Below are 22,494 nucleotides of genomic sequence, written 5' to 3'. Positions count from 1 at the left end.
CTCAGTTCTGGCCGCGTGGCTGGATCTGCACGCGGACGCCGTCGGGTACCGACCAGACCTGCCCGCCCTCGCCTCCGTCGAGCAGCAGCCATTTCCCGTCCTCCGTGAAGTGCGGCTCCACACCGAAGTACCGCAGTTGGTAGTCCCCGTTCAGCGGCGGTCGCTCGGGCAGCGCCCAAACCCGCTGCTCGCGTCGGCCAGCCACGTCCCACAGCGACAGCCTGTTGTCCGGAATCACCAGGGCCACCAGACTGCCGGCACGGTTCACCGCGCCGGTGTCCGCTCCGCAGCCGCACGGCACCCAGGAAAGCTTCTGACTCTCGACCGCCCAGTGCAGGAACCCGTCGCTGCCGGCGGCCACGACCTGCTTTCCGTGATCGAAAACGGCGAGCGATCCCGAGTACCAGTACTTGCCCGGATCGTTGGACACCTCTATCTGCGGCGGCACCGGCGAGGTCACCCATTTCCCCGTCGCCACGTCGATCACCACGAGGCGCCCGTTGCGGACCTGCTGGTAGTCCTCCCGGCCGACCAGGTAGGCGCTGTCGGATGAGAAGCGAATGCTCTCCACGGACGGGGTGAACAAGGCCTTCGGTTGCTTTGTCCTCAAGTCATAGAGGATCACCGTGTCGGGATGCGCTACGGCGAGATAATGTCCGTCCGGCGAGAAGTCCGCGCCGAGGATGCGCTCGGCAGCGGTGCCGAAACGGCCGAACTCTTCGCCGTCCCGGGTGACCACCACCCATTCGTTGACGTGCCTGGCCTCAAATCGTCCATCCTGGCTGAGATGACGATCGAGCTGACGCCACGGCAGGTCGAAGGCCTCGGCCGGCAGCGTGATCGACGTCGGTGACGCCTGGGTGGTGACGATCGGGTCGGACCCGTCGGAGGTCGTCTGCCTGGGAGTCGACTGGCATGCCGCCAGACAGGCCAGCATTGCGACGCCCGCAACGAATCGCACCGACGCCCTCCCCCGAAATCGCGAGACAATCTCACCGCACTTTATAGAACGTCGTCAAGCTCTCAGACGGGGCAACTGTCGCGCATCATGAGCATGGTGCCGTTGCGCCGTCGCCCTCAGGACGGCCGCCCGCCGAACGCCCAGGCGTGCACCTCGATCTCGGCGTACCGGTCCGGAGTCAGGACGGCGTGCGCCTCACCCGGGTCCGCTGCCCGGACCAGGGCCGCCGTGCCCAGCCAGGCGGCGCCGTCGTCGGAGAGCAGCGGCCCGTACGCGATCAGGTCCGGCCGGTCGGGCGGCACGTCGAGGTCGGCGGCCTGTCCCGCGCCGAGACCGAGAACCAGGTAGCGGTTGCCGCCGGTCCGACCCCCGGGGAAGTCCCACATGGTCCGCCCCAGCAGGTTGCGCCACCGGCGCAGGAGCACGTCCCGGTACGCGCCTGCCTGGTAGTTGGGCTCGTCGAAGGCGAACGCTCGGGCGGCGGCGGGATCGGGCAGGTCGAGGATGTGCACGCTGCCTGTGGGCGTGTCGCCGTCGGCGGCGAAGGTCGGGCCACGGGCGATCATCTCCGCCGCATACCGGTCCATGTAGGACCAGTGATTCTCGAGCAACTCCTCCCGCAAGGCCAGGGAGCCGAGCCGGTCGCGGTGGTAGCAGAAGAACTCCATGCCCACATCCTCGCCTGCATCCCGAGTGCGCCCGCGAATCGGCTCGGCACGTAGGGCCCGCGCCACGTCGGCGCGGGCCCTACGGCCGTCTCCCCTCAGCGCTGACCGGGTGGGTGCGAAGAGCTGCCGAGGTGGAGCACTGGTCTTGCTATCGCTTGCACTCGAGGTGGCTGAGGTCGACGGCGTTGGCCATCGCCTGGTAGCCGGCGTCGCTGGGGTGCAGGTGGTCGCCGACGTCGTAGGCCGGCAGGAACCGCTTGGGGTTCGCGGGGTCGCGGGTGACCTGGTCGAAGTCGATGACCCCGTCGAACTCGCCGCTGGTCCGAATCCAGGTGTTCACCTGCTCACGGATGACCTCCTTGGCGGGGCTGTAGTAGCCGGCGCCCTCGAACGGGGTCAGCGTGGCGCCCAGGATGCAGGTCTGGTCGGCGTGGGCGCGGGCGATCAGGATCCGGTAGGCCGAGATCAGCTGGTCGGCCGACGTCGCGACACCACCGCCGATGTCGTTGATGCCCTCCATGAGGATGACGGTGCGAACGTCGGGCTGGGAGAGCACGTCCCGGTCGAATCTGGCCTGGACGTTCACCCCGGCGCCGTCGGTGAGCACCCGGTTGCCGGAGATGCCTTCGTTCATGACCCCGAACTGGTGCGCCGGGGGCTGTTCCGCGATCCGGCGGGCGAGGTAGTCCGGCCACCGGTGATTGGCGTCGCGCGTGGAGCCGTAGCCATCGGTAATGGAGTCGCCGAGCGTAGCCACGGTGTCGACCTGCTGCTGCTGGTCGACGACCAGCGCATCGACCCAGTGCCAGCGGGTCGCCTGCTGGGTGAAGGCCGTGCCGTCGGTGTCCGCGGCGTGATCGCCGGCCCCGGAGATGTAGTTGGTTTGCATGGCCAGGTTGTGCCCGGTCAGGCTGCCGCTGGCGCCCTTGACGTGGATGCTGACCGTGAGGTTGGTGTCGGCGGGCACGTCGCCCGGCAGCGGGTCACTGAGGACCTCGGCGCCGTTAGGAACGCTCACTGTCTTGCTGCCGGCGAAGGTGACCTGCCGGTTGGTGCCCGGTACGACGCTGGCGCCCCCGCTCTGAACGCCAACGTAGACCGAGTCGAAGGTCACGATGCGGTCACCGAACACGTTCGACAGTGAGATGCGCAGGTTCGTGCCGCCGATGCTGGTGTGGACGATGTTGCGGACCGTCTGGTCGGTGAACGACCCGCCGGTGCGGTCCGCACTGGCACCCCAGGTAACGACCTGGTCGGTGGTGACCGAGGTCGCCCGTGTGGAGGCGTCGGAGCCCGGCTCCGCGGCGACCGGTCCGGTGAGGGCGGCGACCGTTGTCAGGCCGGCGGCGATGGCGAGCCCAGTGGTAACCAGGGGCTTGCGTGAATGACTCATCAGGAATGACTCCCTCAGTGGTGGTGGCTCTGCTTGCGGCAGTTGCCCGGGCAGGGAAGGCCGCGAGGCGAATGGTCGACCAAGGATTGTGCGTTCGGCAGTCAGGCGCCGGGATCGCCGGCCGTTCATCTGATTGCCAACGCATAGATCACATTAATTGTTTTCGCGGCAAGGCGCAGCATTTCGGTGCCGTAATTGAGTTGAGCGGCTTCGATCGGGCGATGAGCGGTTCTCATCCGCCGGCAAGCGGCCGAACTCACCACATGCTCGCCAGATCCACCGGGCCGATAGAGGTGGTCCAATTTCAGGCTCTACTGACGATGTCGTGGGTGTTTTGGGCGCGCCGTGTCAACGCACACCGTTGCCTGGCCTACGGTTTCGGTCGTCGAGATCGGAACCCGACCGCACCGCGAGGCACGGCGGACGATCCTGACGGTCCCAGATCAGCGCGGTCTCCTGCCGTCACACCGTCGCAGGAGACACCTGCTGCGGCACGCGTGGAGTACTGCGTCCGACTGCCAGCCGAAGATAATGATGACGTCCCGGTTGGCGACCTGCACCGGCTCGTCGAGGCGATCCCGGGCGTCGATCTGGACCGACGACCATGCCGGACCCTCGTCGAGGTTGGGGTACTCGACCGGACCAGCCGAGGCAGGCGCCACCTTCGGCCCGTAGAAGGGCGCGGGAGCGGCCGAGGTGGCGCTGCTGGAGCGAGACCCGTCGCTGGCGGCGGCGTCCCTGGTGGAGCTCGCCGAGTCGTCGACGTGGCGCTGCACGACCCGGCGCGGTGGTTGAACGAGGCCGCTGCCGTGCTGGCCGACCGGCTGCAGGACGCCTTGGACGTCCTCGCCTGCGTTGCCGCCGGCCCGCAGGGGGCCGGCCGCAACGCAGGGGTCAGAACGATTTCAACGACAACATCCAGTCCCGCAGCTGGCGGGCTTGACGGTCGAGCTCGGCACGCGCCGCCTCTCTGCCGGCGGCGGGAGTGCCGGCGATCGCGATGATCCGGTTGAGGGACGCAGTCGCGGCCTGGTAATCCTGCCCCAGGTAGGCGGCCTGGGCGTCGTCGAGCAGCGCGGAGGCGGCCGCGGCCGACTCTGCGTCCAGAGCACCGGCGACAGCGTCGCCGCTGATCAGCGTCCGGGTCTGCCGGAAGGTCGAGCAGTTCGCCTCGGTCTGCCCGGCCGTCCAGTGGATACCGCTCAGCAGGATCCGCGTGAACGGGTCGCGGTAGTACTGCGCGCGGTCGTGGCCGAGGATGAGCGAGAACTCGCGTCCGCCGTCGTACTCCTGGCACCATGCGATCGGGTGGTCCCCGTTCATCAGGCGCAGCGGGTTGGTCGCGGCGTTCCCGCTGTTGAAGCTCCGCTGGTACGACGACTCGTCGAGGCTCAGCAGCGTGTGCACCTCAGAGCGCGGGTTGTGGTCGAAGTTGTACAGCTCGTCGATGGTGAGCCAGGTCTTCGGCAGGTGCGCGACGGCGGAGTTCGTGGGGTCCTCGGTGTTGACCCGCACGTTGATGCAGCTACCGCAGGTACCTTCGCCGTTCTGGCCGCCGGGGTGGTTGGTGAACCATGCTCCGACCAAATCGCGGTACCAGGGCACGTTGTGGATCGCGTCCGACGCCCCGTGCAGCCCGACGTACCCGCCACCGGCCTGGATGTACGCCTTGAAGGCGGCCAGCTCGCTGGCATTGAGCGCGTCCGCGTCCGGCGCGCTGTTGGGGTTCGTCCCGTCCACCGGCGAGGAGAAGATGATGGTCTTGTACTTCGCCAGGTCGGCGGCGGAGGTGAACGGCGTGCTCGGCAGCGACGCCGGGGCGAGCCTCGGGTCCCAGATGTCGACGTCGAAGCCGTACTGCTCGCCCAACCGCTCGAGGAGCAGGGCGGTGTCCGGGATGTGGTCGTGGCGGAAACCCTTGGTGGCCGAGAAGTACAGGACCCGGAAGCTGGCGCCGGGGAAGTTCGTCGACGCCGCGAGCGGCGTGGCCGCCGGGATCGGGTTCGGTCCCGCGGTCGGCGTGACGGTCATGCCGGTGGTCGGGGTCTCCGGCAGCGAGTTGGTGACCTGCTGCTTCAGGTAGCGTGCGTCACCGACCAGCGTGTCCCGCAAGGCGCCGGGTTCCGTCACTCGCTGCGCGGTGGCGACGAACTGGTTGAGGGCGCTTACCGCCCGGTTGGTGTCGCCCGCGTCCGCCAGGCTAGCCGCCTCCGCCAACGCGGCGCGCAGGCTCTCCCCGGCGGCGGCGCTGATCGCGTCGCTGGTGACGAAGTCGGCGATGAGGACGTCGAGATCGGCGAAGGACGTGGTCACCACGAAGGCCTGATCGAAGCGTGCCGCGTTGCCGGCCGCGTCGCTGGCCACGACGCTGATCGTGTGCCCACCGGTGGTCAGCGTGGAGGTGGCGACGGGCAGTGGGGTGACCTCGGTACCGTCGATCCACATGCGGTGGATGAAGACGCCGCCGGAGCCGGGAGCGGGGTCGGTCCGGGTCGGAATCAGCGTCGCGGTGTGTCCGGCGTGCCCGTCGACGATGCCGGGCCAGCTGACCACCGGCGCGACGGTGTCGACGCGGATGGTGATGGTGCGGACAGCCTCGGCCGAGCCGTCGCCGCCGATGGCCCGGTACCCGACGGCGGTGGTGCCCTGCTGGGTGATCTGGACCGAGCCGGTCAGGCTGGCGGGGTACGGGGCGGCCGCGGACGCCGCAGTCTGGAACGGGGCCGAGTTCCCGAGTCGGTACTCCAGGCGCTGGACACCGTTGACCGCGTCGGTCGCGGACAGGTTCACGGTGACCGGGCCTCGGTAGAAGCCGTTGGTGCCGGTGGGGGCCGTCGGGGTGAGGACGGCCGGTGCGCTGGTGGGCGCGGCCCATGCCGGGGTGCCGACGGCGAGCGAGCCCGCGGACAGGGATGCCGCCGGTAGGACGGCGGCGACGAGGCAGCGCAGCAGACGTCGGCGGGCGTCCGTGCCTGCTCGGCGGGAGGGGCGCGGGCTCAGGGTTCTCGCGACCGGAGGTTGGCTGGGCATGTGGTTCCTTTCCAGTTCCAGCGCGGAAGTGGAGGCGGATCTCGACGAGCCAGGTAGCCGGGAGCAAGCGCATGGACGCGGGGTGCTCTCGGCGAGAGACTATCGTCGACCACAGTAGAAAGATAGATAGATCCTTGGGAAACTTTTGCCTCAGATCATCAAAAGTCCGGGCGCAGGGTTCCGAAACTCAAGCAGAACATCCACATCCCTCGAACGCCGCGGGGGGCGGCGGGCGTCGTGCCCGTCGCCCCCCACGCTGGTAGTACGTCAGGCCGCCGGCGTGCCTGTCACGGTGAACAGACGGGTACGGCCGATGTTGTCGAACGAGCCGAAGCCGACCCGACCGGAGGTGAAGGTGGTGTCCTTCGCGGTCAGCAGCGGATCCCTGTGCCCGTCGACGTAGACGGCGATCTCGCCGGTGGCGGGCAGGTGTACGACCCGCACCTTGTGCCAGTCCGCGTCGGTGATCGCCGGGTTGGCGCCCCGGGAGCGCCCGTTCCACTGGTGGTCGATCCGTTCCCGGTCGGCATTGTTGACCTTGAAGATGCCGTTGTGCGGGTAGATCGTGTTGTCGGTGGACAGGTGCGCGTAGTAGTACTGCGTGTCCGACTGCCAGCCGAACACGATGATCACGTCCCGGTTGGTGACCTCGACCGGCGTGTCGAGGCGTACCCGGGCGTCGATCTGGACCGACGAGAAGGCCGGGCCCTTGTTGAGGATGGCGTACTCGAACGGCCGGCGCGGGCCGGGGCGGCTCACGCCGGCCTCGGCGAGGATCACCTGGTCGCCCTCGAACTGCCACTTCGACGGGGTGACCGGCATCCAGTTCTCCGCGCCCCCGGTGTGGACCACCTTGGTCCTGCCCACGTCGCCCTCCGCCACCGTCTTCGTGCCGACCACCTTCCAGACCTTCCCGTTGGCCTTGGCCAGGATGTAGAGCTCGCCGGCGGCGTCGGTGCCGAAGCGCAGGTCGACCCGGTTCGGGTCGCCGGGCGCGCCCGGGCTGGACAGGTCCTGCATGCGTACCAGGTCGCCGGCGGTGGTGTACAGGGCGAACCGGTGGATCGGGGCGAGCCCTTCGCCGCGGCGCATCTCGTTCGCCTCGGTGTAGAGGACCCGGCCGTCGACCAGGTCGCCGAAGACGTACTTGCCGATCAGGGCGGGCACGGTGTGTCCGCGGTAGACGAACCCGCCGGCCACCGCGACGCCGACGTCGGAGGTGCAGTTCCAGCCCGCGGCCGGGTCGTGGTCGTAGGCGGCCACCGGGTAGGTGTAGCCGTACTTCGCGTCGTCGGCCGGCAGCGGGTAGAGCTTGTCGCAGGGGTTGGTGGCGGTCTTGTCGAAGACCCAGTTGCCCTCGCGCTCGCTCCAGCCGAAGTTGTCGCCGGCCCGGACCTCGTAGATCGACTCGATGGCGTGCTCGCCGATGTGGCCCAGGTACATCCGGCCGGTGGCCGTGTCCCAGCTGAACCGGTGCGGGTCGCGGAAGCCGACCGCGTAGATCTCGCCGAGCGCGCCGGCCCGCCCGACGAACGGGTTGTCGGACGGGATCCCGTACCGGCCGTTGGGCGCGTTGGTGCCGCGCGGGTCGATGCGCAGCAGCTTGCCGTGCGGCAGGCCCATGTTCTGCGGGTCGCTGTTGCGGGCGCCCTGGCCGCCGTCGCCGACGGCGAGGTAGAGCATCCCGTAGTCGGGGTCGTGCGGCTTCGCGGTCGGGTTGAAGTTGATCTCCTGGACGCCGTGGATCTGGCCGCCGAAGCCGATCCGCAGCACCTCCCGGTGGCTGCCGGCGAACGTGTCGGCGGCCGGGTCGGTGGCCGTCCACTCGGTGATCACGGCCTGGTAGATGGTGTTCGGCTGGGCGTAGTCCGGCGTCCGGGTGGCGAGGGACGCCTGCTCGGTGTGGATGGTGTAGAAGCGGCCGTTGCGCCCGAAGTCCGGGTGGAAGGCGACGTACCCGAAGCCCTGGCCGAGGCCGCGGCCGGAGAAGAACTGCGGCGCGAAGGTGGCCGCCACGTCCAGGTAGACGTGCGGCGTGCCGTTCTCGACGAGGTAGAGGTTGCCGTTGAGGTCCGGCACGGCCCGGCGACCGGAGCCGTCGGGCAGTTCGCTGATCGTGTTGATCCGGGCCTTGCGCACCAGCCGCTGGTCGACCGGGGCCGGGTTCGGGGTGGACTGCGGGAAGCTCGCGTACGCCTGGAGCACCAGCCCGAGCCGCGACTGGATCTGCGACTCGGGGATCGGGTCGTAGACGGCGCCGTCGGCCCGGGCGGGTGCGGCGACCAGGGTGGACAGGACGAGGGTGGCGGCAGTGACCCCGGCGGTGAGCGCGGCTCTGCAGAGCCTGCCGGTGCTGCCAGCGCGAATGAACACGCGGGTTCTCCTTCTCGGTGGGACGGACCGAGGAACGGTCAGCGGGCCATGTAGCGGTACTGCTTGGCGACGTCGCTCGCCGGGATCACGCTGTCGAGGAACATGAGGCCGTCCATGCGGCAGTCGCACGGGTTGCGTTCCAGGGTGTTCTGCGGGAAGCTCCCGCCGATCTTGATGCCGCGCGGGTCGGTGGCGCTGGTGACGTGCGGGCCGGGCCCGTTCAGCTGCCACGGGTCGCCGGCGGTGGTGTAGAAGCCGTCGACCGGCTCGCCGTTGCGGTAGAGCGCCATGGTGCCGGTGGTGAAGTCGTAGGTGGCGGCCAGGTGGACCCACTCCCCCTTCGGCAGCAGGGTCCGCCAGTCCTCGTTCGCGGCGAAGGTCTGCGAGGCTCCGCCGTCGACGCGGCGGCCGAGGGCGACCAGGCGCAGCTTACCGCTCACGTCGATGAGCTCCAGCAGGGCCCGCACGCCGTGCCCGTCCGAGTCGCCGGTCAGCACGCCGGCCAGGCCGATCGCGTTGAACCGGTCGGTCGGGTTGGCGGTGGTGGAGTTCAGCGCCGGGCCGTCCATCTCGCGTTTGAACCAGCCCATCACCGTGGTGCCCTCGGCACCGCTGAACGGGCGCAGCGTCCGGACGCCGCTGGACGACCAGATGCCGGCCTTCCAGTCGTCGTTGCCGGCGGCCTGCGGGTTGACCTGCCGGGTCTGCAACGCGTCGCCGCTGCCCTTGTACGCCTGGTCGGGCACCCGCATGGCCGCGCCGCCGTTGACCAGCTCGATTTCGGTGCCGGACCGGCCCAGGTCGCGCTCGAGCGCGGGATCGCCGACCACCGGGTGGTCGAAGTCGTAGAAGGCGACCAGGTGCGACCAGAGGGCCGGGTGGACGTCATGCGGTCCGGGCCGGTCGGCCCGGGCCGGGCTCGCCGCCGCGGTCAGCGCCAGCGCCAGCACGGCGGTGGCCGCGACCGCGACGCGTCGAGGTCTTCTCATGTGGAGGTGCTCCCTTCGTCGGTGCGGTGGTGCGGTGGTGCGGTGACGAAATCGCTTACGTACCGGGCGTGAACCGGTGCTCAGGGAGTGCGAGTTTGGCGATGTGTCGGGTCAGGACGGCGGCCGTGCCGCACGTACGAAAGCGCTTACGTAAGCGCTTTCGTACCCTATGCTGTGCCCTACGCCACAGGCAAGAGCGCGGTGCGGATCAATGTCTCCCAGGAGTTACCCATGCCCCGACCCGGACCACGGTTGCGTCTCGTCGACGTGGCGGAACGCGCCGGCGTCTCGCTGGCGACCGCCTCCCGCGCCCTCGCCGGGCGGGAGGGCGTCAGCGAGGAGGTGGCCCGGCACGTCCGGCAGGTCTCCCGGGAGCTCGGGTACGTCGCCAACCCGTACGCCCGCACCCTCGCCGGCGGCGCCAGCTCCACCGTCGGCCTGATCGTCCACCAGATCGACGACCCGTACTTCTCCGAGATCGCCAGCGGCGTGCTCCAGGTCGCCGCCGAGGAGGGCCTGCTGGTCCAGATCGCCCACTCCGGACGGGACCCGGAGAACGAGCTACGCCAGCTTCGGCATCTCATCGCCCAGCAGGTCGGGATCATCCTCATCGCCGGGTCCGGCTACGACGACCCGCGCGTGGAGGCCGAGGCACGCGCCGAACTCGCCGGCTTCCAACGGGCCGGCGGACGGGTCGCCGTCATCGGACGGCACGCCCTGGGCGTCGACGCGGTGGTACCGGACAACGAGGCCGGCGGCCGGGCCATCGGCGCCCACCTGCTGGCCCTCGGCCACCGGCGGATCGCCGTCGCCGCCGGCACCCCGGGCCTGACCACCGTGGCTGACCGGCTCGCCGGGGTGACCGCCGCGCTCGCCGCGCACGGACACTCCCCCGACGACCTGGCCGTCGTCCACTCCGACTTCACCCGCGACGGCGGCCGGGTGGCCACCGAGCGGATCCTGCACCACCACCCGGAGAGCACCGCGATCATCGCGCTCAACGACGCGATGGCGATCGGCGTGCTCTCCGTGCTGCGGTCCCGGCGCATCCCGGTGCCCGAGCGGGTGTCGGTGGTCGGCTTCGACGACGTGTCGGTCGCCGCCGACCTGGCGCCCAGCCTGACCACCGTCCGGCTGCCGATGACCGGGATGGGGCGGATGGCGCTGACCCTCGCGCTGAAGCCGAGGTCGGCCCGGCCGCGACGCCGGCCCACCGGCCACACGCTCGTCGTCCGCGACTCCACCGGCCCGGTACCCGCGCCCGGCGGCTGACCGTCAGACTGACGCCATGGGCGCGAACGCGAGGAGCTGAAGGCCATGGGGGCAACCACAGTCGTCAACCTCAAGGGCCACCGGGACGACCCGGCGTACGCCGACGTGGTCTACGTCGGGCGAGCCATGTCGCGCGGCGGCTGGCGGCTGCCGCAGTCCCCGCTGTCCAGCCCGTTCCGGCCGGGCCCGGACGGCACGCGCGAGGAGGTCGTCGCGAAGTACCGGGCGTACCTGCTCGGCCGGCCCGACCTGCTGGCCCTGCTGCCCGAGCTGCGCGGGCGTCGGCTCGGGTGCTGGTGCGTGCCGGAGCGCTGCCACGCCGAGGTGATCGCCGAGCTGGCCGACGCGCCGCCGGAGTCGAGAACATGATTCCCAGCCTGATCCTCCTCGGCCTACTGCTCGGGCGTTGGTGGTGGCTGCCGCTGACGGTCGCCGCCGTCGGATGGCCCGTCCTGCTGGTCGCCACGGAGACGATGGACGTCACGCCGGGACTGGTCGCCGCGTCCGGACTGGCGTTGCTGAACGCCGGCGTCGGCGTGGCGGTCCACCAGGGCATTCTCCGGGCCGTCCGGCGGCTCCGCCCGGCGCCGGACGGACCGACACGAGGTCGGTGAGCGGGCCGCCGGAGTGGCCGGCGACGCGTTCAAGTCAACCGAGCTTCTTGCGCAGGGTCTCGAACGCCAGGTCAGGTCGCAGCGGCACGCCGAACCGTTCGTCGCCGTACGGGAACGGGCTCAGCTCGCCGGTACGGAGGTAGCCGCGGCGCTCGTACCAGGCGATCAGGTCCGCCCGCTGCGTGATCACCGTCATCCGCATCTCGCCGGCGTGCCACTGGTCCCGGGCGAACCGCTCGGCCTCCGCCAGCAGCTCCCGGCCCAGCCCGCCGCCCTGCCGCCCCGGGGAGACCGCGAACATCCCGAAGTACACGTGGTCATCGCGGTGCTCCAACTGGCAGCAGGCGACGATCCCCGTGCCGTCCTCGGCGACCAGGACGGTGCCCTCCGGGTGCGCCACCGCCTCGGCCACCATGTCGGGGTCGGTGCGCTGCCCGCCGAGCAGGTCCGCCTCGTGGGTCCAGCCGGCCCGGCTGCGCTCCCCGCGGTACGCCGACTCGATAAGATCGACGAGGGCGGCGACATCGGCGGGGCGGGCGGTCCGGACGGTGCGCGGGCTGGTCATCGGCGGGTCTCCACGGTCGCGACGGCGTACCGGGACAGCGTACGCAGGCTGGCGCCCGCGCCCTCCCCACACCCGCTGGCAAGGGACGGCCGGGAACGGTGCGGCGTGGTTGACTGCCCAGCATGGAGCTGACCGTCGGTGCGCTGGGGCTGCCCGCCACCCTGGACCAGCCGGCCGGGCCGGTCCGCGGCGGCCTGGTGGTGCTGCACGGCTCGCACGCCGACCGGCGGTCGTACTTCCTTTACGAGCATCTGGCTCGGCTGCTGCCGCCGGCCGGGATCGCGGTGCTGCGGTACGACCGACGTCCTCGGGTGGACGGTCACGACGTGCCACTGATCGCGCAGACCGACGACGCGGCGGCGGCCCTGGACCTGCTGCGCGATCAGGTCGGCGACGGTCCGGTCGGATTGTGGGCTTTCAGCCAGGGCGCCTGGGCGGCGACGCTCACCGCCACCCGGCACCCGGTCGATTTCCTTGTGCTGATCGGTTGCAGCGGCGTCAGCCCCGCCGCGCAGATGCGGTACGGCACCGCCGAGCAGCTGCGCCGGCACGGATACGGCGAGGCCGACCTCGCCGAGCTGGACCGGCTGCGCGGTGTCGCGGAGGGGTTCCTGCGCGGCGACGTGCCCCGGACGACCGCCCAGGCGGAGCTGGACGTCGCTGTACGGCAGCCCTGGTTCCCGCTGGCGCATCTCCCCCGCGAGCTGCCCGATGCGCCGGGCAGCTGGGTCGACATGGACTTCGACCCGGAGCCGGTCTTCGCGAAGGTGTCCGGCCCGGTGCTGCTCTGCTACGGCGAGACCGACGGTTGGACGCCGATCGAGCAGAGCCTGATCGTGTGGCGGCGCGCCGCACGCGACGCAGAGCTGACCGTGGCCCGGCTGGCCGGCTGCGACCACGCGCCCACCCTCGACGGACGCGACGACCTGGCCGGCATCAGCCCGGATTACGAGCGGGTCCTGCTGGACTGGCTCAGCGGCCGGTTGCCGGAGCGCCGGGCCGCGCGGTGACGGCCCGGCGCTCACCGGGTCAGCCGTGCTTCTGCTGGCAGGGCACGCAGAAGCGGGCGTGCGGCACGGCCTCCAGGCGTTCCACCGGGATCGCCGCGGCGCACCGCTCGCAGCGCCCGTAGCCGCCGTCGGCCATCCGGCGCAGCGCGTCGCCGATCTGCCCCAGGCTCTGCCGGGTGGCCGCGATCAGCGCGGCGCGGGTGTGGGCCTCGCCGGGGTCGCCGGTGTCCGCGGTGAGTTCGGTCAGTCGGGCGGTCTGCGCCGCGAAGTCGTCGGTCAGCGTGGCGCGCAGCCGGGTGAGCCGGTCGTCGTGCAGGTCGGTGCCCATTTCGGATCCCCTTCCAGGAAAAAGAAAAAGGGCCGAAGCCGGATGGCTTCGCCCTGGTGGCCGTACGCGGATGATCGGGATCCGGGTGGGCCACGGTCGGTGGGGATCGGGCTCGGCAGGCCGTGGATGGGCGCGACGGAGCGGGCGCCCGCCGGACGGGCGGGCACGGCCTCAGGACGCCGGCGGCGGGCAGCAGCGGGCGCCGCCGCGGTGGCGGCGGTCGCGGACTGCAGCCCGACCAGGTACATCGGCCAACCATAGGCGACCCCGCGCGGTTCGCCAACGACTTTGCCCACCCGCCTGCACGCCGGACACGTTCCCGGCGGCAGCCGTTCGGCCCGTCCCCGTCACCCCGGCGTCACGCCGGCACGGCCGGGCGACCCGGCCGCTGTTGCGTTTCGCGCCCGATCCCCGATCCATAGATGAAGTGCTGTCCGTGGAAGGGGAGATCTGATGTCGTTCACCCGGTTACTGGCCGGCACCGCCGTGGTCACCGCGCTGGTGGCGGCCGCGGCGGCGCCCGCCGAGGCGGCCGTCAACGATCCGTTGTACGACAAGCAGTGGGGTCTGCGGCAGATCCACGCCGAGCAGGCCTGGGCGACCAGCACGGGGGCGGGCGTGGTCATCGCGGTGGTGGACACCGGCGTCGATCTCGGCCACCCGGATCTGGCCGGCAAGCTCGTGCCCGGCGCGACCTTCGTCGACTGCGGGACGGGCTCATGCGGCAACGGCGACTGGCGCGGCCCCGACGGCGTACCCGATGCCAGCGACGAGCACGGCACCCACGTGGCCGGTATCGCCGCCGCGGCCACGGGCAACGGTGTCGGTGTCGCCGGCGTCGCCCGCGACGCGAAGATCATGCCGATCAAGGTGCTGGAGGCGGGCAGCGGCAGCTTCGCCGACATCGCCGCCGGCGTCCGCTACGCGGCTGACCACGGCGCCAAGGTGGTCAACCTCAGCCTCGGCGCGCTGCCCGGCACCCAGGCTCTCACCCTCACCGGTCTGGAGTCCGACACGACCGCGGCGATCGCGTACGCGCAGGCGAAGGGCGTCGCCGTCATCGCCGCCGCCGGCAACGAGACCGCGCCGCTGTGCGACACCCCGGCCTGGGAGGCGGGGGCGCTCTGCGTCACCGCCACCGACCGGAACGAGCTCAAGGCGTGGTACTCGAACCTGGGTGTGAAGGCTGACCTGAAGGTCGTCGCCGCGCCCGGTGGCGCCGGCCTCGTCAACTGCGACGACGACATCTGGTCCAGCGTCCCGGTGGGCACCGGCGCGGCCACCTGTGGCCAGGGCGACTACGACGCCTACGCCGGCACGTCGATGGCCACGCCGTACGTGTCCGGGGTCGCGGCGCTGCTCGCCGCCCAGGGGCGCGGCGTGGCCGAGGTGTATTCGGTGCTGATGTCGACCGCCCGGACCCCGGTCGCCGGTCTGCGCGGCGTCTACACGCCGCTGTACGGCTGGGGCATCGTCGATGCCCAGGCCGCCGTGGCCGCACCGCGCACCTGACGCCGCCGGAAAGTCCCGGCGTTGATCGACGCCCCGGCTCGGGCACCTGCCCGGGCCGGGGCTATTACTCCAGCCGTAGGTCGTGATCGTCATGTCTGATTCGCGGCTTGCCTCCGGTGATGGCTGGCCTGGGCTCGGGCCTGGTGGCGACGTCGCCAGGCGGACCGGGCGGACCAGTGGCGACATCGTGTATCCGTCCGACGTGCCGCCTCGCGCGTCGTGCTATCGAGTTCGCATCCGCCACAGGCTTCAGGTGTGAGCGATGAGTTTCGGCGGCGGATCGGGTCTACCCTGGCATGATCCGAATCATCGCTGACATCTCGGTCTCTCTCGACGGCTTCGTCGGCGCAGCGTCGCGCACGCTGGTGCAGCGGAGCGTGATCTCGACATCGACCGCGGCGCACCTGACCTACGGCGTCTCCCGGGTGATCCGATGAGCACTGTCAACGCTAATGGGATCGCTTTGGGCATTGAGTCGTTCGGTGACGACGACGCGCCACTGGTTCTGCTCGCGGGCGGGACGACGATGCTGTCCTGGCCCGACGCGCTGTGCGAACGCCTCGCCGCTGGCGGGCGCCGTGTGGTGCGCTACGACCTGCGCGACAGCGGGGAGTCGACAACGACGGATCCGCAGACGCCCGCCTACACCCTGCGCGACCTCGCCGCCGACGCGGCGGCCCTTGCCGGTGCGCTCGGCGGGGGGCCTGCGCACCTCGCGGGGATCGGCGTCGGCGGGATGGTCACCCAGGTGGCCGTGCTCGACCACCCGGGCGCGTTCTCGGCGCTCACCCTGGTCGGCACCCGCGCGGTCGCCCCTGGCCCGCCCGACGATGACCTCCCCGACCACGACCAGTCGACGATGAGCCGACTGTTCACCCGTCCGATGCCCGACTGGACCGACCGCGAGGCGGTCGCCCAGTTCGCCGCCGCCGGCGCGGAGATCCTTGGCAACGACCCCGCCGCCGCGCGAGCAGTCGCCGCCCGCATCTGGGACCGCACCCCGGGCACCGCACCACCGGTCCAGATGGCCAACCAGATGGGCCTGGTGTTCTCCCGGCTCGACTGCACACCACGCTGGCGTGAGCGCCTGCCCGAGATCAAGGTCCCCACGCTCGTCGTCCACGGCCGCCGCGACCCGTTCTTCCCCCTCGGCAACGGCGAGGCCATCGCGCGCGAGATCCCCGGGGCACGGCTGCTCATCCTCCAGGAGGCTGCCACTGCGATCCCCGATGCGGCGATCGGCGAGGTCAGCGAGGCGATGCTCACCCTCGGATAGACGACGGCAGGTGCCACGCGGGTCCGGCCTCCACGCAGCAGTGGACGTCGGAGGGTCGATCCGGCCGCGCGCCCACGACCAACTGGAGCACCCCGACCACACCACCCCACCAGCACGATCACGAGCTAGCTGGAGTACTAGTGCGCCGGGGCCGCCGGAGCGGAGTCGGCCACCCAGTCCGGGTGGGCCGCGACGAACGCGGCGACGGTGTCGTCCCGCACCGCACGCAGCAGTTGCACGCTGGTCGGGCTGAGGATCTCGGCGCTGCCGACGCCCGGCACGGTACGGCTGTTGAAGGTGCCGCCGTTGGTCTTGAGCGTGGTGATCTTGTCGGGCTTGACGCCGCGCATGGCGAACGCCCAGTCGGCGAGGGGGATGCCGCCGTCGTCCACGGTCATCGTCCGGCCGACGGCCGAGAGCAGCCCGGGCAGCTTGGTCGGTGAGTCGAGCCCCTGGCTGACCACCTGGGCCAGCACCGCCTTGACGAACTGCTGCTGGTGGCGCTGCCGGCCGTAGTCGAAGTCGTGGTTGGCCAGCAGGTCCCGCTGCCGGACGAAGTCCAGCGCCTGCGCCGGGTCGAGGCAGTGCTGGCCCTTGGTGTAGATGTTCGGGGTGACGCCGGGGATGCGGTGGTTCACCGTGCCGTCCGGGTTGATGGCGTACGGCGCGGCGGGCTTGCCGGAGGCGTCGTGCCCGACGTGGATCGAGGTGGTGGTCTCGTCGACGTACATGCAGACCTGGCCGAGCACCTGGACGATCTTCTTGAAGCCCTGGAAGTCGATGATCGCCCCGGCGTCGGGGGTGATGCCGGTCAGGTCGCGGACGGTCAGCGCCAGCAGTTCGAAGCCGTGCGAGAGCGCGGTCGGGCCGGTCAGCCCCCGGCTGCCGAATGCGAAGGCCGCGTTGATCTTGTTCTGCCCGCCCCGGAACGGCGTCGCCCCGTTGTCGTAGGCGGGAATGGTGACCAGCGAGTCGCGAGGCAGCGAGACCAGGTACGCCTGGGTGTGGTCGGCCGGGGCGTGCAGCAGGATGATCGAGTCCGCGCGGGTGAGCTGGCTCGGGTCCTGGTTCGGGCGGGCGTCGACCCCGACGAGCAGGATGTTCTTGGCCCCGGTGATCGTCCGGTGCTGCTCGATCGGCGCGGCCGCGGCGCCCAGCAGGTTCTGCCGGGTGACCTCGCCGGTCGCCGCGTGCAGGAGGTAGGCGCTGCCGCCGAGCGCCACGCCGCTCACCGTCATCAGGGTGGTGCCGACCGCCACGCACCACCGGGCCCAGCGCGGCCAGGGCCGCCGCGCGGACCGGCGCGGCCGGGCCGGAGCGGACGCTCCGGCGGTGGTCGGGTACGACACCGGTATCTCCCCAGGTCAGGATGGGCGCGGGCCGGTCCGAGGCTATGCCGGGCCGAGCCCACCGGACAGGTCACGCGGCTGTGAACTGGCTGGGAGTGGCCGCCGGCCCGGGCTGTCCGCGCGCTGGGCCAGAATGGCCGCATGGCGCAGCGGATGAGCGACGAGGGGTGGCGGGCCTTCGTCACGGCCGGCACCCGGACCGGGAAGCTGGCCACGGTGCGGGCCGACGGCTCCCCGCACGTGGCCCCGATCTGGTTCGTGCTCGACGGCGACGATCTCGTCTTCAACACCGGTCGGAGCAGCGTGAAGGGGCGCAACCTGGCCCGCGACCCCCGGGCCGCGCTGACCGTCGACGAGGAGCGCCCGCCCTACGCGTTCGTCACCGTGCGGGGCCCGGTCACGGTCATCGACGACCCGGTCGAGTCGCTGCCCTGGTCCACCCGGATCGCCGCCCGCTACATGGGCGCGGAGCGGGCCGAGGAGTACGGCCGGCGTAACGCCGTGCCCGGCGAGTTGCTGGTCCGGCTCCGGGCGGAGCATGTGACCGGCTTCACCGGCATCGCCGATTGAACGACCCGCCGCCGCCCGGTCAGCCGTCGAGGCGTTCGATGATGGTGGCGTTGGCGGTGCCGCCGGCCTCGCACATGGTCTGCAGGCCGTAGCGGCCGCCGGTGCGCTCGAGGACGTGCAGCAGGGTGGTGGCGAGCCGGGCGCCGCTGGCCCCGAGCGGGTGCCCGATGGCGATCGCGCCGCCGTCGACGTTCACCTTCGCCGGGTCCGCGCCGGTCTCGGCCAGCCAGGCCAGCACGACCGAGGAGAAGGCCTCGTTGACCTCGAACGCGTCGATGTCGCCGATGGTGAGGCCGGCCCGGGCGAGCACCTTGGCGGTGGCCGGGATGATGCCGGTGAGCATCATGATCGGGTCGTCGCCGACCACGGTGGCGGTGTGGATCCGCGCCCGGGGCCGCCAGCCCCGCCGTCGGGCGGTTTCGCCGGTGGTCAGCAGCAGGGCCGCCGCACCGTCGTTGAGCGGGCTGGAGTTGCCGGCCGTGACCTTCCAGTCGAGTTCGCCGAAGCGGGCGGTCCAGCGCTCGGCGGCGAAGGCCGGCGGCAGTTCGGCGAGGCGGGCCACGGTGGTCCCGGGCCGGATGGTCTCGTCCATGGCCAGGTCGATGCCCGGCAGCGGGGCGACCTGGCCGGCGAACCGTCCCTGCCGCCACGCCTCGGCGGCCCGCTGGTGGCTGGTGGCGGCGTACTCGTCGAGCCGGGTGCGGGACAGGTCCCACTTGCGGGCGATCAGCTCGGCGGCGACGCCCTGCGGGACGAGCCCGCCCGGGTAGCGCGCGGCGACCCCCGGCCCGGCGAAGTCGGTGCGGACCCCGTCGACGACGGCCGCGCTGCCGATCGGCACCCGGCTCATCGATTCGACGCCGGAGGCGACCACGACGTCGTACGCCCCGGCGACCAGGCCCTGGGCGGCGAAGCTGAGCGCCTGCTGGCTGCTGCCGCACTGCCGGTCCACGGTCACCCCGGGCACCGACTCGGGGAAGCCGGCGGCGAGCGCGGCCAGCCGGGTGGTGTTGGTGCTCTGCTCGCCGACCTGGGCGACGGCGCCGCCGACCACGTCGTCGATCTCGATCGGGTCCAGCCCCGGCACCCGGGCCACCAGGCTGCGCAGCGCGTGCGCGTGCAGGTCGACCGGGTGCACGTCGAGGTACGCCCCGCCCCGCTTCGCCCGACCCACCGGGGTCCGTACCGCCTCGACGATGACCGCGTCGCGCATCGCTGCCTCCTGGGACCATTGCCGGACCGATCGGTCCGGGACCGAGTGGTCCGATACTGCGCCGCAGATCGCACCCCGGTCAATCGCTGCCGGACCGATCGGTCCGTTATCCTCGCCACAGCCGAGCGAAGGAGGAGCGATGGCCCGCAGCGCGGCCCCGGGCAGCCGGGAGCGGATCCTGCGCACCGCCGGCGAGCTGTTCTACCGGCACGGCGTCCGCGCCGTCGGGATGAACCAGGTGATCGACGCCGCCGGCTGCGGCAAGAACCTGCTCTACACCCACTTCCCCAGCAAGGACGACCTGGTCGCCGCGTACCTGCGGGCGTGCCGCCGGGAGCGGGAGCGGGCCGGCGCGGCGGCGACCGAAGCGTTGCCCGACGACCCGGCGGCGCGGCTGCGGGCGCTGGTCGCGGAAATCGCCGCCACCGCCACCCGGCCGGACTTCCGCGGCTGCGCGTTCCGGCTCTACCTCGCCGAGTTCCCCGGCGACGCCGGCGAGCCCGGCCGGGTGGCCAGGGACTACCTGAGCGACACCCGGGCCGAGATCGACGCCCTGGTGGCCCGGCTGGGCGTGACCGACCCGGGCCGGCTCGCCGACCGGATCTGGCTGGTCGTCGAGGGTCTCTACGGCAGCGCCGCCCGCCCGGGCTCCGCCACCGCGGCGCAGACCGCGACCGGGCTGGTCGACGACCTGCTGGCCGCGGCGAAGCGCTGACCGCTCAGCCGCCCAGCCAGGCACGCAGCTCCGCGCCGTGCTCGTCCAGCCCTGGCGGCGGCAGGTCGTAGCGGGGCGGGGTGGCCGACAGGCCGATCGGGTGGCGCACCCCCGGCACGCCGTCGACGGTGACCACCGGGTTGAGCCCGAGCCCCTCGGCCAGGGCCAGCCCGTCCGCGACGGTGTTGATCGGGCTGCACGGCACCCCCGCCGCACGCAGCTCACGGAACCACTCGGCGCTGGTCCGGCGGGCCAGGGCGGCCACCAGCAACGGTCGCAGCGCGTCACGGTGCGCGGTGCGGTCCTGGTTGCGCCGGAACCGCGGGTCGTCGGGCAGGCCGGGCAGGCCGAGCACCTGGCACAGGACGCGGAACTGGCCGTCGTTGCCGGCGATCACCACCAGCTCGCCGTCGGCGGTGGGCAGCGGCTCGTAGGGCATGATGCTCGGGTGGGCGTTGCCCAGCCGGTGCGGCACCACTCCCGCGGCGACGTGCGCGCTGGCGTGGTTGACCAGGCCGGACAGGGCCGAGGAGAGCAGGTCCACCTCGACGTGCTGCCCGACGCCGGTGGCCGCCCGGTGGTGCAGCGCGGCCAGGATCCCGACCGCCGCGTGCAGCCCGGCGATCACGTCGAAGACCGCCACCCCCGCCTTGTACGGCGGGCCGTCGGCCGCCCCGGTCAGGCTCATCAGCCCGGACGCCGCCTGCACCATGAGGTCGTAACCGGGCAGGTCCGCGCCGCCGGCCGCGCCGAAGCCGCTGATCGAGGCGTACACCAGCCGCGGGTTGGCGGCGGTGACGGTGTCGTGGTCGAGGCCGAAGCGGCGCAGCGCGCCGGGCCGGAAGTTCTGGATCATGACATCGGCCCGGTCGGCGAGCCGGCGGCCCAGCACCGCGTCGTCCGGGTCGGCGAGGTCGAGGACCAGCGAGCGCTTGTTGCGGTTGACGCCGAGGTAGTAGGTCGAGAACCCGTCGCGGAGCGGCGGCTGCCAGGTCCGGGTGTCGTCGCCGCCCGGCGCCTCCACCTTGACCACGTCGGCGCCGAGGTCGGCCAGGAGCATGGTCGCGTACGGCCCGGCCAGGATCCGGGAGAAGTCCGCGACGAGAACGCCGTGCAACGGCCCGGACGAGCCCTCCCCCATCGCCAGACCTCCCCACACGGACCCGTCCCTCGGACCGGAAGGAGACCACGATGGCACACCGGTCGCGGGTGACGGCACCCCGTCGGGAACCAGGCGGCCGGCCCCGACGACTACCTGTACATGGCGTGTGAGCAGTGGCGGGAGATCCTGTCGGCGCAGCTGGACGGGGAGGCGACCCGATCGGAGAGCGCGGCGGCCGAGGCGCACCTGGTGGGCTGCGCCGGCTGCCGCGGCTGGTTCGAGGCGGCCGCTGCGGTGACCCGGCGGGCCCGTACCCGGCTCGCACCGCAGGTGCCCGACCTGGTGGACGCGGTGCTCGCCGCGGCGCCACCGGCCCGGCCCGGGTGGTGGGAGCGGATGGCTCTCGGGCTGCGCGGCGTGCTCGGGCTGCTCGGCGCGGTGCAGCTCGTGCTCGGGTTGGCCCAGGTCGGCCGGGAGGCTGTGATCGACCACGCGCACACCAGCGGCCAGCACCTGTGGCACGAGTCGGCCGCCTGGAATGTGGCGGTGGGCGCCGGATTCCTCTACGTCGCGCTGCGGCGCTCGGCCCCGGCGGGGCTGCTGCCGATGCTCAGCGCGTTCGTGGCCACCCTGGTGCTGCTGTCGGTGAACGACCTGATCACCGGGCAGGTGGCGGTGCAGCGGCTGGTCAGCCACGGCTTTCTGCTGGTCGGCTGGGTGGTGATGGTGCTGCTCGCCCGGCCCCGGTGGCGCCCGGGCGGCGCGCCGCCCCGGCCGGGCCGGTCGTCCGGGTCGCGCTGGTCGCTGCGGACGGAGGAGCCGCCGGAGCCGGCCCCGCTGCGCCTGCTGCCACCCACGCCGTACGCCGCGCAGGCCCGCGACAGCCGGGCCGCCTGACCGGCCGCCCGGCGCTCGGCCCGGGTCAGACCACCCGGCCGCCCCGGGCCGGCCGGGCGTCGTCCTGCCAGGCGGCGACCAGGTCCTCGCGGGCCCGGGCGACGCGGGACCGGATGGTGCCGACCGGACAGCCGCACACCTGGGCCGCCTCGGCGTAGGAGAGGCCGACCACCTGGGTGGCGACGAACGCCTCCCGCCGCTCCGGGGCGAGCCCGGCGATGAGCCCGCGCAGGGTGACCGCCTCGTCCCCGCCCGGGGTGACCGCCCCGGCCGCCTCGGCGGCCGCCTGCCAGTCCGGCAGCGCGGCCACAAGGGGGCGCGCCGTCGCAGCCCGGACGTGGTCCACGGCGACCCGGCGGGCGATGGTGAAGACCCAGGTACGCGCCGTCGACCGTCCGGCGAAACCGGGCAGGCGGCGCAGCGCGCGCAGGAACGTCTCCTGGGTCAGGTCGTCGGCCTCGGCGGGGCCGGCCAGGTGTACGAGGAACCGCCACACCGGGCCCTGGAGGGCCCGGACGAACGCGGCGGCGGCCTGCTGGTCGCCCCGGCCGGCCCGGTGCGCCCACCGGGTCACCTGCTCGTCGTCGGCCTCGTGGCTCATCCGCGACCGGCCCGCCGGTCCACCGCCGTCATGATCCACGGTACGGGCGCGGGCCC

The 22,494-nt window shown here is 72.3% G+C and carries 22 protein-coding genes; 10 read left to right on the top strand and 12 right to left on the bottom strand.

Features of this window, described 5'->3' with window-relative positions:
* Window position 1: 1 nt before the first annotated feature.
* From AC0OLQ_RS15065 to AC0OLQ_RS15040, 6 genes are all read right to left on the bottom strand, one after another.
* The gene (locus AC0OLQ_RS15065) at window positions 2-961 is read right to left on the bottom strand and encodes a WD40 repeat domain-containing protein (protein WP_484531833.1); all 960 of its coding nucleotides are present in this window, start codon (window positions 959-961) and stop codon (window positions 2-4) included.
* Window positions 962-1,077: 116 nt separating this feature from the next.
* Window positions 1,078-1,629: a YciI family protein gene (locus AC0OLQ_RS15060; RefSeq protein WP_484531832.1), complete on the bottom strand. Its 552-nt coding sequence runs from the start codon at window positions 1,627-1,629 to the stop codon at window positions 1,078-1,080.
* A gap of 148 nt (window positions 1,630-1,777) precedes the next feature.
* The gene (locus tag AC0OLQ_RS15055) at window positions 1,778-3,022 is read right to left on the bottom strand and encodes an SGNH/GDSL hydrolase family protein (RefSeq protein ID WP_484531831.1); all 1,245 of its coding nucleotides are present in this window, start codon (window positions 3,020-3,022) and stop codon (window positions 1,778-1,780) included.
* An 894-nt stretch (window positions 3,023-3,916) separates the two neighbouring features.
* Window positions 3,917-6,052, bottom strand: coding sequence for a ThuA domain-containing protein (locus AC0OLQ_RS15050; protein ID WP_484531830.1), 2,136 nt, complete (start codon window positions 6,050-6,052; stop codon window positions 3,917-3,919).
* Between the two features lie 267 nt (window positions 6,053-6,319).
* The gene (locus tag AC0OLQ_RS15045) at window positions 6,320-8,425 is read right to left on the bottom strand and encodes a PQQ-dependent sugar dehydrogenase (RefSeq protein ID WP_484531829.1); all 2,106 of its coding nucleotides are present in this window, start codon (window positions 8,423-8,425) and stop codon (window positions 6,320-6,322) included.
* Between the two features lie 38 nt (window positions 8,426-8,463).
* Complete coding sequence (locus AC0OLQ_RS15040) at window positions 8,464-9,414, bottom strand: LamG-like jellyroll fold domain-containing protein (protein WP_484531828.1); 951 nt, start codon at window positions 9,412-9,414, stop codon at window positions 8,464-8,466.
* 231 nt (window positions 9,415-9,645) lie between these two features.
* Here AC0OLQ_RS15040 and AC0OLQ_RS15035 point away from each other — a divergent pair, with 231 nt between their 5' ends.
* The 3 genes from AC0OLQ_RS15035 to AC0OLQ_RS15025 are packed head-to-tail and all read left to right on the top strand — an operon-like array spanning window position 9,646 to window position 11,300.
* Window positions 9,646-10,686 (top strand): LacI family DNA-binding transcriptional regulator, encoded by a 1,041-nt coding sequence (locus AC0OLQ_RS15035; RefSeq protein ID WP_484531827.1) that lies wholly within the window; start codon window positions 9,646-9,648, stop codon window positions 10,684-10,686.
* Between the two features lie 45 nt (window positions 10,687-10,731).
* Window positions 10,732-11,055 carry a DUF4326 domain-containing protein gene (locus tag AC0OLQ_RS15030; RefSeq protein ID WP_357343604.1) on the top strand — a complete coding sequence of 108 codons (324 nt, stop codon included), beginning with the start codon at window positions 10,732-10,734 and terminating at the stop codon, window positions 11,053-11,055.
* On the top strand, window positions 11,052-11,300 hold the full coding sequence (locus AC0OLQ_RS15025; protein ID WP_484531826.1) for a hypothetical protein: 249 nt from the start codon (window positions 11,052-11,054) through the stop codon (window positions 11,298-11,300). Before AC0OLQ_RS15030 ends, AC0OLQ_RS15025 begins: the two co-directional genes overlap by 4 nt.
* A gap of 34 nt (window positions 11,301-11,334) precedes the next feature.
* On the opposite strand, the gene AC0OLQ_RS15020 is transcribed toward AC0OLQ_RS15025, so the two are convergent.
* Complete coding sequence (locus AC0OLQ_RS15020; RefSeq protein WP_484531825.1) at window positions 11,335-11,865, bottom strand: GNAT family N-acetyltransferase; 531 nt, start codon at window positions 11,863-11,865, stop codon at window positions 11,335-11,337.
* Window positions 11,866-11,987: 122 nt separating this feature from the next.
* Between AC0OLQ_RS15020 and AC0OLQ_RS15015 the strand changes: the two genes are divergently transcribed.
* A complete protein-coding gene (locus AC0OLQ_RS15015) occupies window positions 11,988-12,875 on the top strand; it encodes an alpha/beta hydrolase family protein (protein WP_484531824.1) in 888 nt (295 codons plus the stop codon).
* Between the two features lie 19 nt (window positions 12,876-12,894).
* Here AC0OLQ_RS15015 and AC0OLQ_RS15010 read toward each other — a convergent pair whose 3' ends face one another.
* Window positions 12,895-13,203, bottom strand: a complete 309-nt coding sequence (locus AC0OLQ_RS15010; RefSeq protein WP_357343612.1) for a TraR/DksA family transcriptional regulator — start codon at window positions 13,201-13,203, stop codon at window positions 12,895-12,897.
* Window positions 13,204-13,656: 453 nt separating this feature from the next.
* On the opposite strand from AC0OLQ_RS15010, the gene AC0OLQ_RS15005 reads away from it, so the two are divergent.
* From AC0OLQ_RS15005 to AC0OLQ_RS14995, 3 genes are all read left to right on the top strand, one after another.
* Window positions 13,657-14,715 (top strand): S8 family serine peptidase, encoded by a 1,059-nt coding sequence (locus AC0OLQ_RS15005; RefSeq protein ID WP_484531823.1) that lies wholly within the window; start codon window positions 13,657-13,659, stop codon window positions 14,713-14,715.
* 296 nt (window positions 14,716-15,011) lie between these two features.
* A complete protein-coding gene (locus AC0OLQ_RS15000) occupies window positions 15,012-15,152 on the top strand; it encodes a hypothetical protein (protein WP_484531822.1) in 141 nt (46 codons plus the stop codon).
* On the top strand, window positions 15,149-15,991 hold the full coding sequence (locus tag AC0OLQ_RS14995; protein ID WP_484531821.1) for an alpha/beta fold hydrolase: 843 nt from the start codon (window positions 15,149-15,151) through the stop codon (window positions 15,989-15,991). The genes AC0OLQ_RS15000 and AC0OLQ_RS14995 overlap by 4 nt, the downstream gene beginning before the upstream one ends.
* 137 nt (window positions 15,992-16,128) lie before the next feature.
* Here AC0OLQ_RS14995 and AC0OLQ_RS14990 read toward each other — a convergent pair whose 3' ends face one another.
* Window positions 16,129-17,340, bottom strand: a complete 1,212-nt coding sequence (locus tag AC0OLQ_RS14990) for an LCP family protein (protein WP_484531820.1) — start codon at window positions 17,338-17,340, stop codon at window positions 16,129-16,131.
* 141 nt (window positions 17,341-17,481) lie between these two features.
* Here AC0OLQ_RS14990 and AC0OLQ_RS14985 point away from each other — a divergent pair, with 141 nt between their 5' ends.
* Window positions 17,482-17,910 carry a PPOX class F420-dependent oxidoreductase gene (locus AC0OLQ_RS14985; RefSeq protein WP_484531819.1) on the top strand — a complete coding sequence of 143 codons (429 nt, stop codon included), beginning with the start codon at window positions 17,482-17,484 and terminating at the stop codon, window positions 17,908-17,910.
* Window positions 17,911-17,929: 19 nt separating this feature from the next.
* Here the strand turns inward: AC0OLQ_RS14985 and AC0OLQ_RS14980 are convergent, their stop codons facing one another.
* Window positions 17,930-19,123 (bottom strand): thiolase family protein, encoded by a 1,194-nt coding sequence (locus AC0OLQ_RS14980; protein ID WP_484531818.1) that lies wholly within the window; start codon window positions 19,121-19,123, stop codon window positions 17,930-17,932.
* A gap of 139 nt (window positions 19,124-19,262) precedes the next feature.
* On the opposite strand from AC0OLQ_RS14980, the gene AC0OLQ_RS14975 reads away from it, so the two are divergent.
* Window positions 19,263-19,838 carry a TetR/AcrR family transcriptional regulator gene (locus tag AC0OLQ_RS14975; protein ID WP_484531817.1) on the top strand — a complete coding sequence of 192 codons (576 nt, stop codon included), beginning with the start codon at window positions 19,263-19,265 and terminating at the stop codon, window positions 19,836-19,838.
* 4 nt (window positions 19,839-19,842) lie between these two features.
* Here the strand turns inward: AC0OLQ_RS14975 and AC0OLQ_RS14970 are convergent, their stop codons facing one another.
* On the bottom strand, window positions 19,843-20,979 hold the full coding sequence (locus tag AC0OLQ_RS14970; RefSeq protein ID WP_484532352.1) for a CaiB/BaiF CoA transferase family protein: 1,137 nt from the start codon (window positions 20,977-20,979) through the stop codon (window positions 19,843-19,845).
* A 120-nt stretch (window positions 20,980-21,099) separates the two neighbouring features.
* On the opposite strand from AC0OLQ_RS14970, the gene AC0OLQ_RS14965 reads away from it, so the two are divergent.
* Window positions 21,100-21,837, top strand: coding sequence for a zf-HC2 domain-containing protein (locus tag AC0OLQ_RS14965; RefSeq protein ID WP_484531816.1), 738 nt, complete (start codon window positions 21,100-21,102; stop codon window positions 21,835-21,837).
* 25 nt (window positions 21,838-21,862) lie between these two features.
* Here AC0OLQ_RS14965 and AC0OLQ_RS14960 read toward each other — a convergent pair whose 3' ends face one another.
* The gene (locus tag AC0OLQ_RS14960; RefSeq protein WP_484531815.1) at window positions 21,863-22,438 is read right to left on the bottom strand and encodes a sigma-70 family RNA polymerase sigma factor; all 576 of its coding nucleotides are present in this window, start codon (window positions 22,436-22,438) and stop codon (window positions 21,863-21,865) included.
* Window positions 22,439-22,494 lie beyond the last annotated feature (56 nt).

Source organism: Micromonospora sp. Utrum1, from assembly GCF_057197805.1.
Note: the sequence above shows the minus strand (reverse complement) of the source record. Positions and strands in the feature narration are given on the sequence as shown.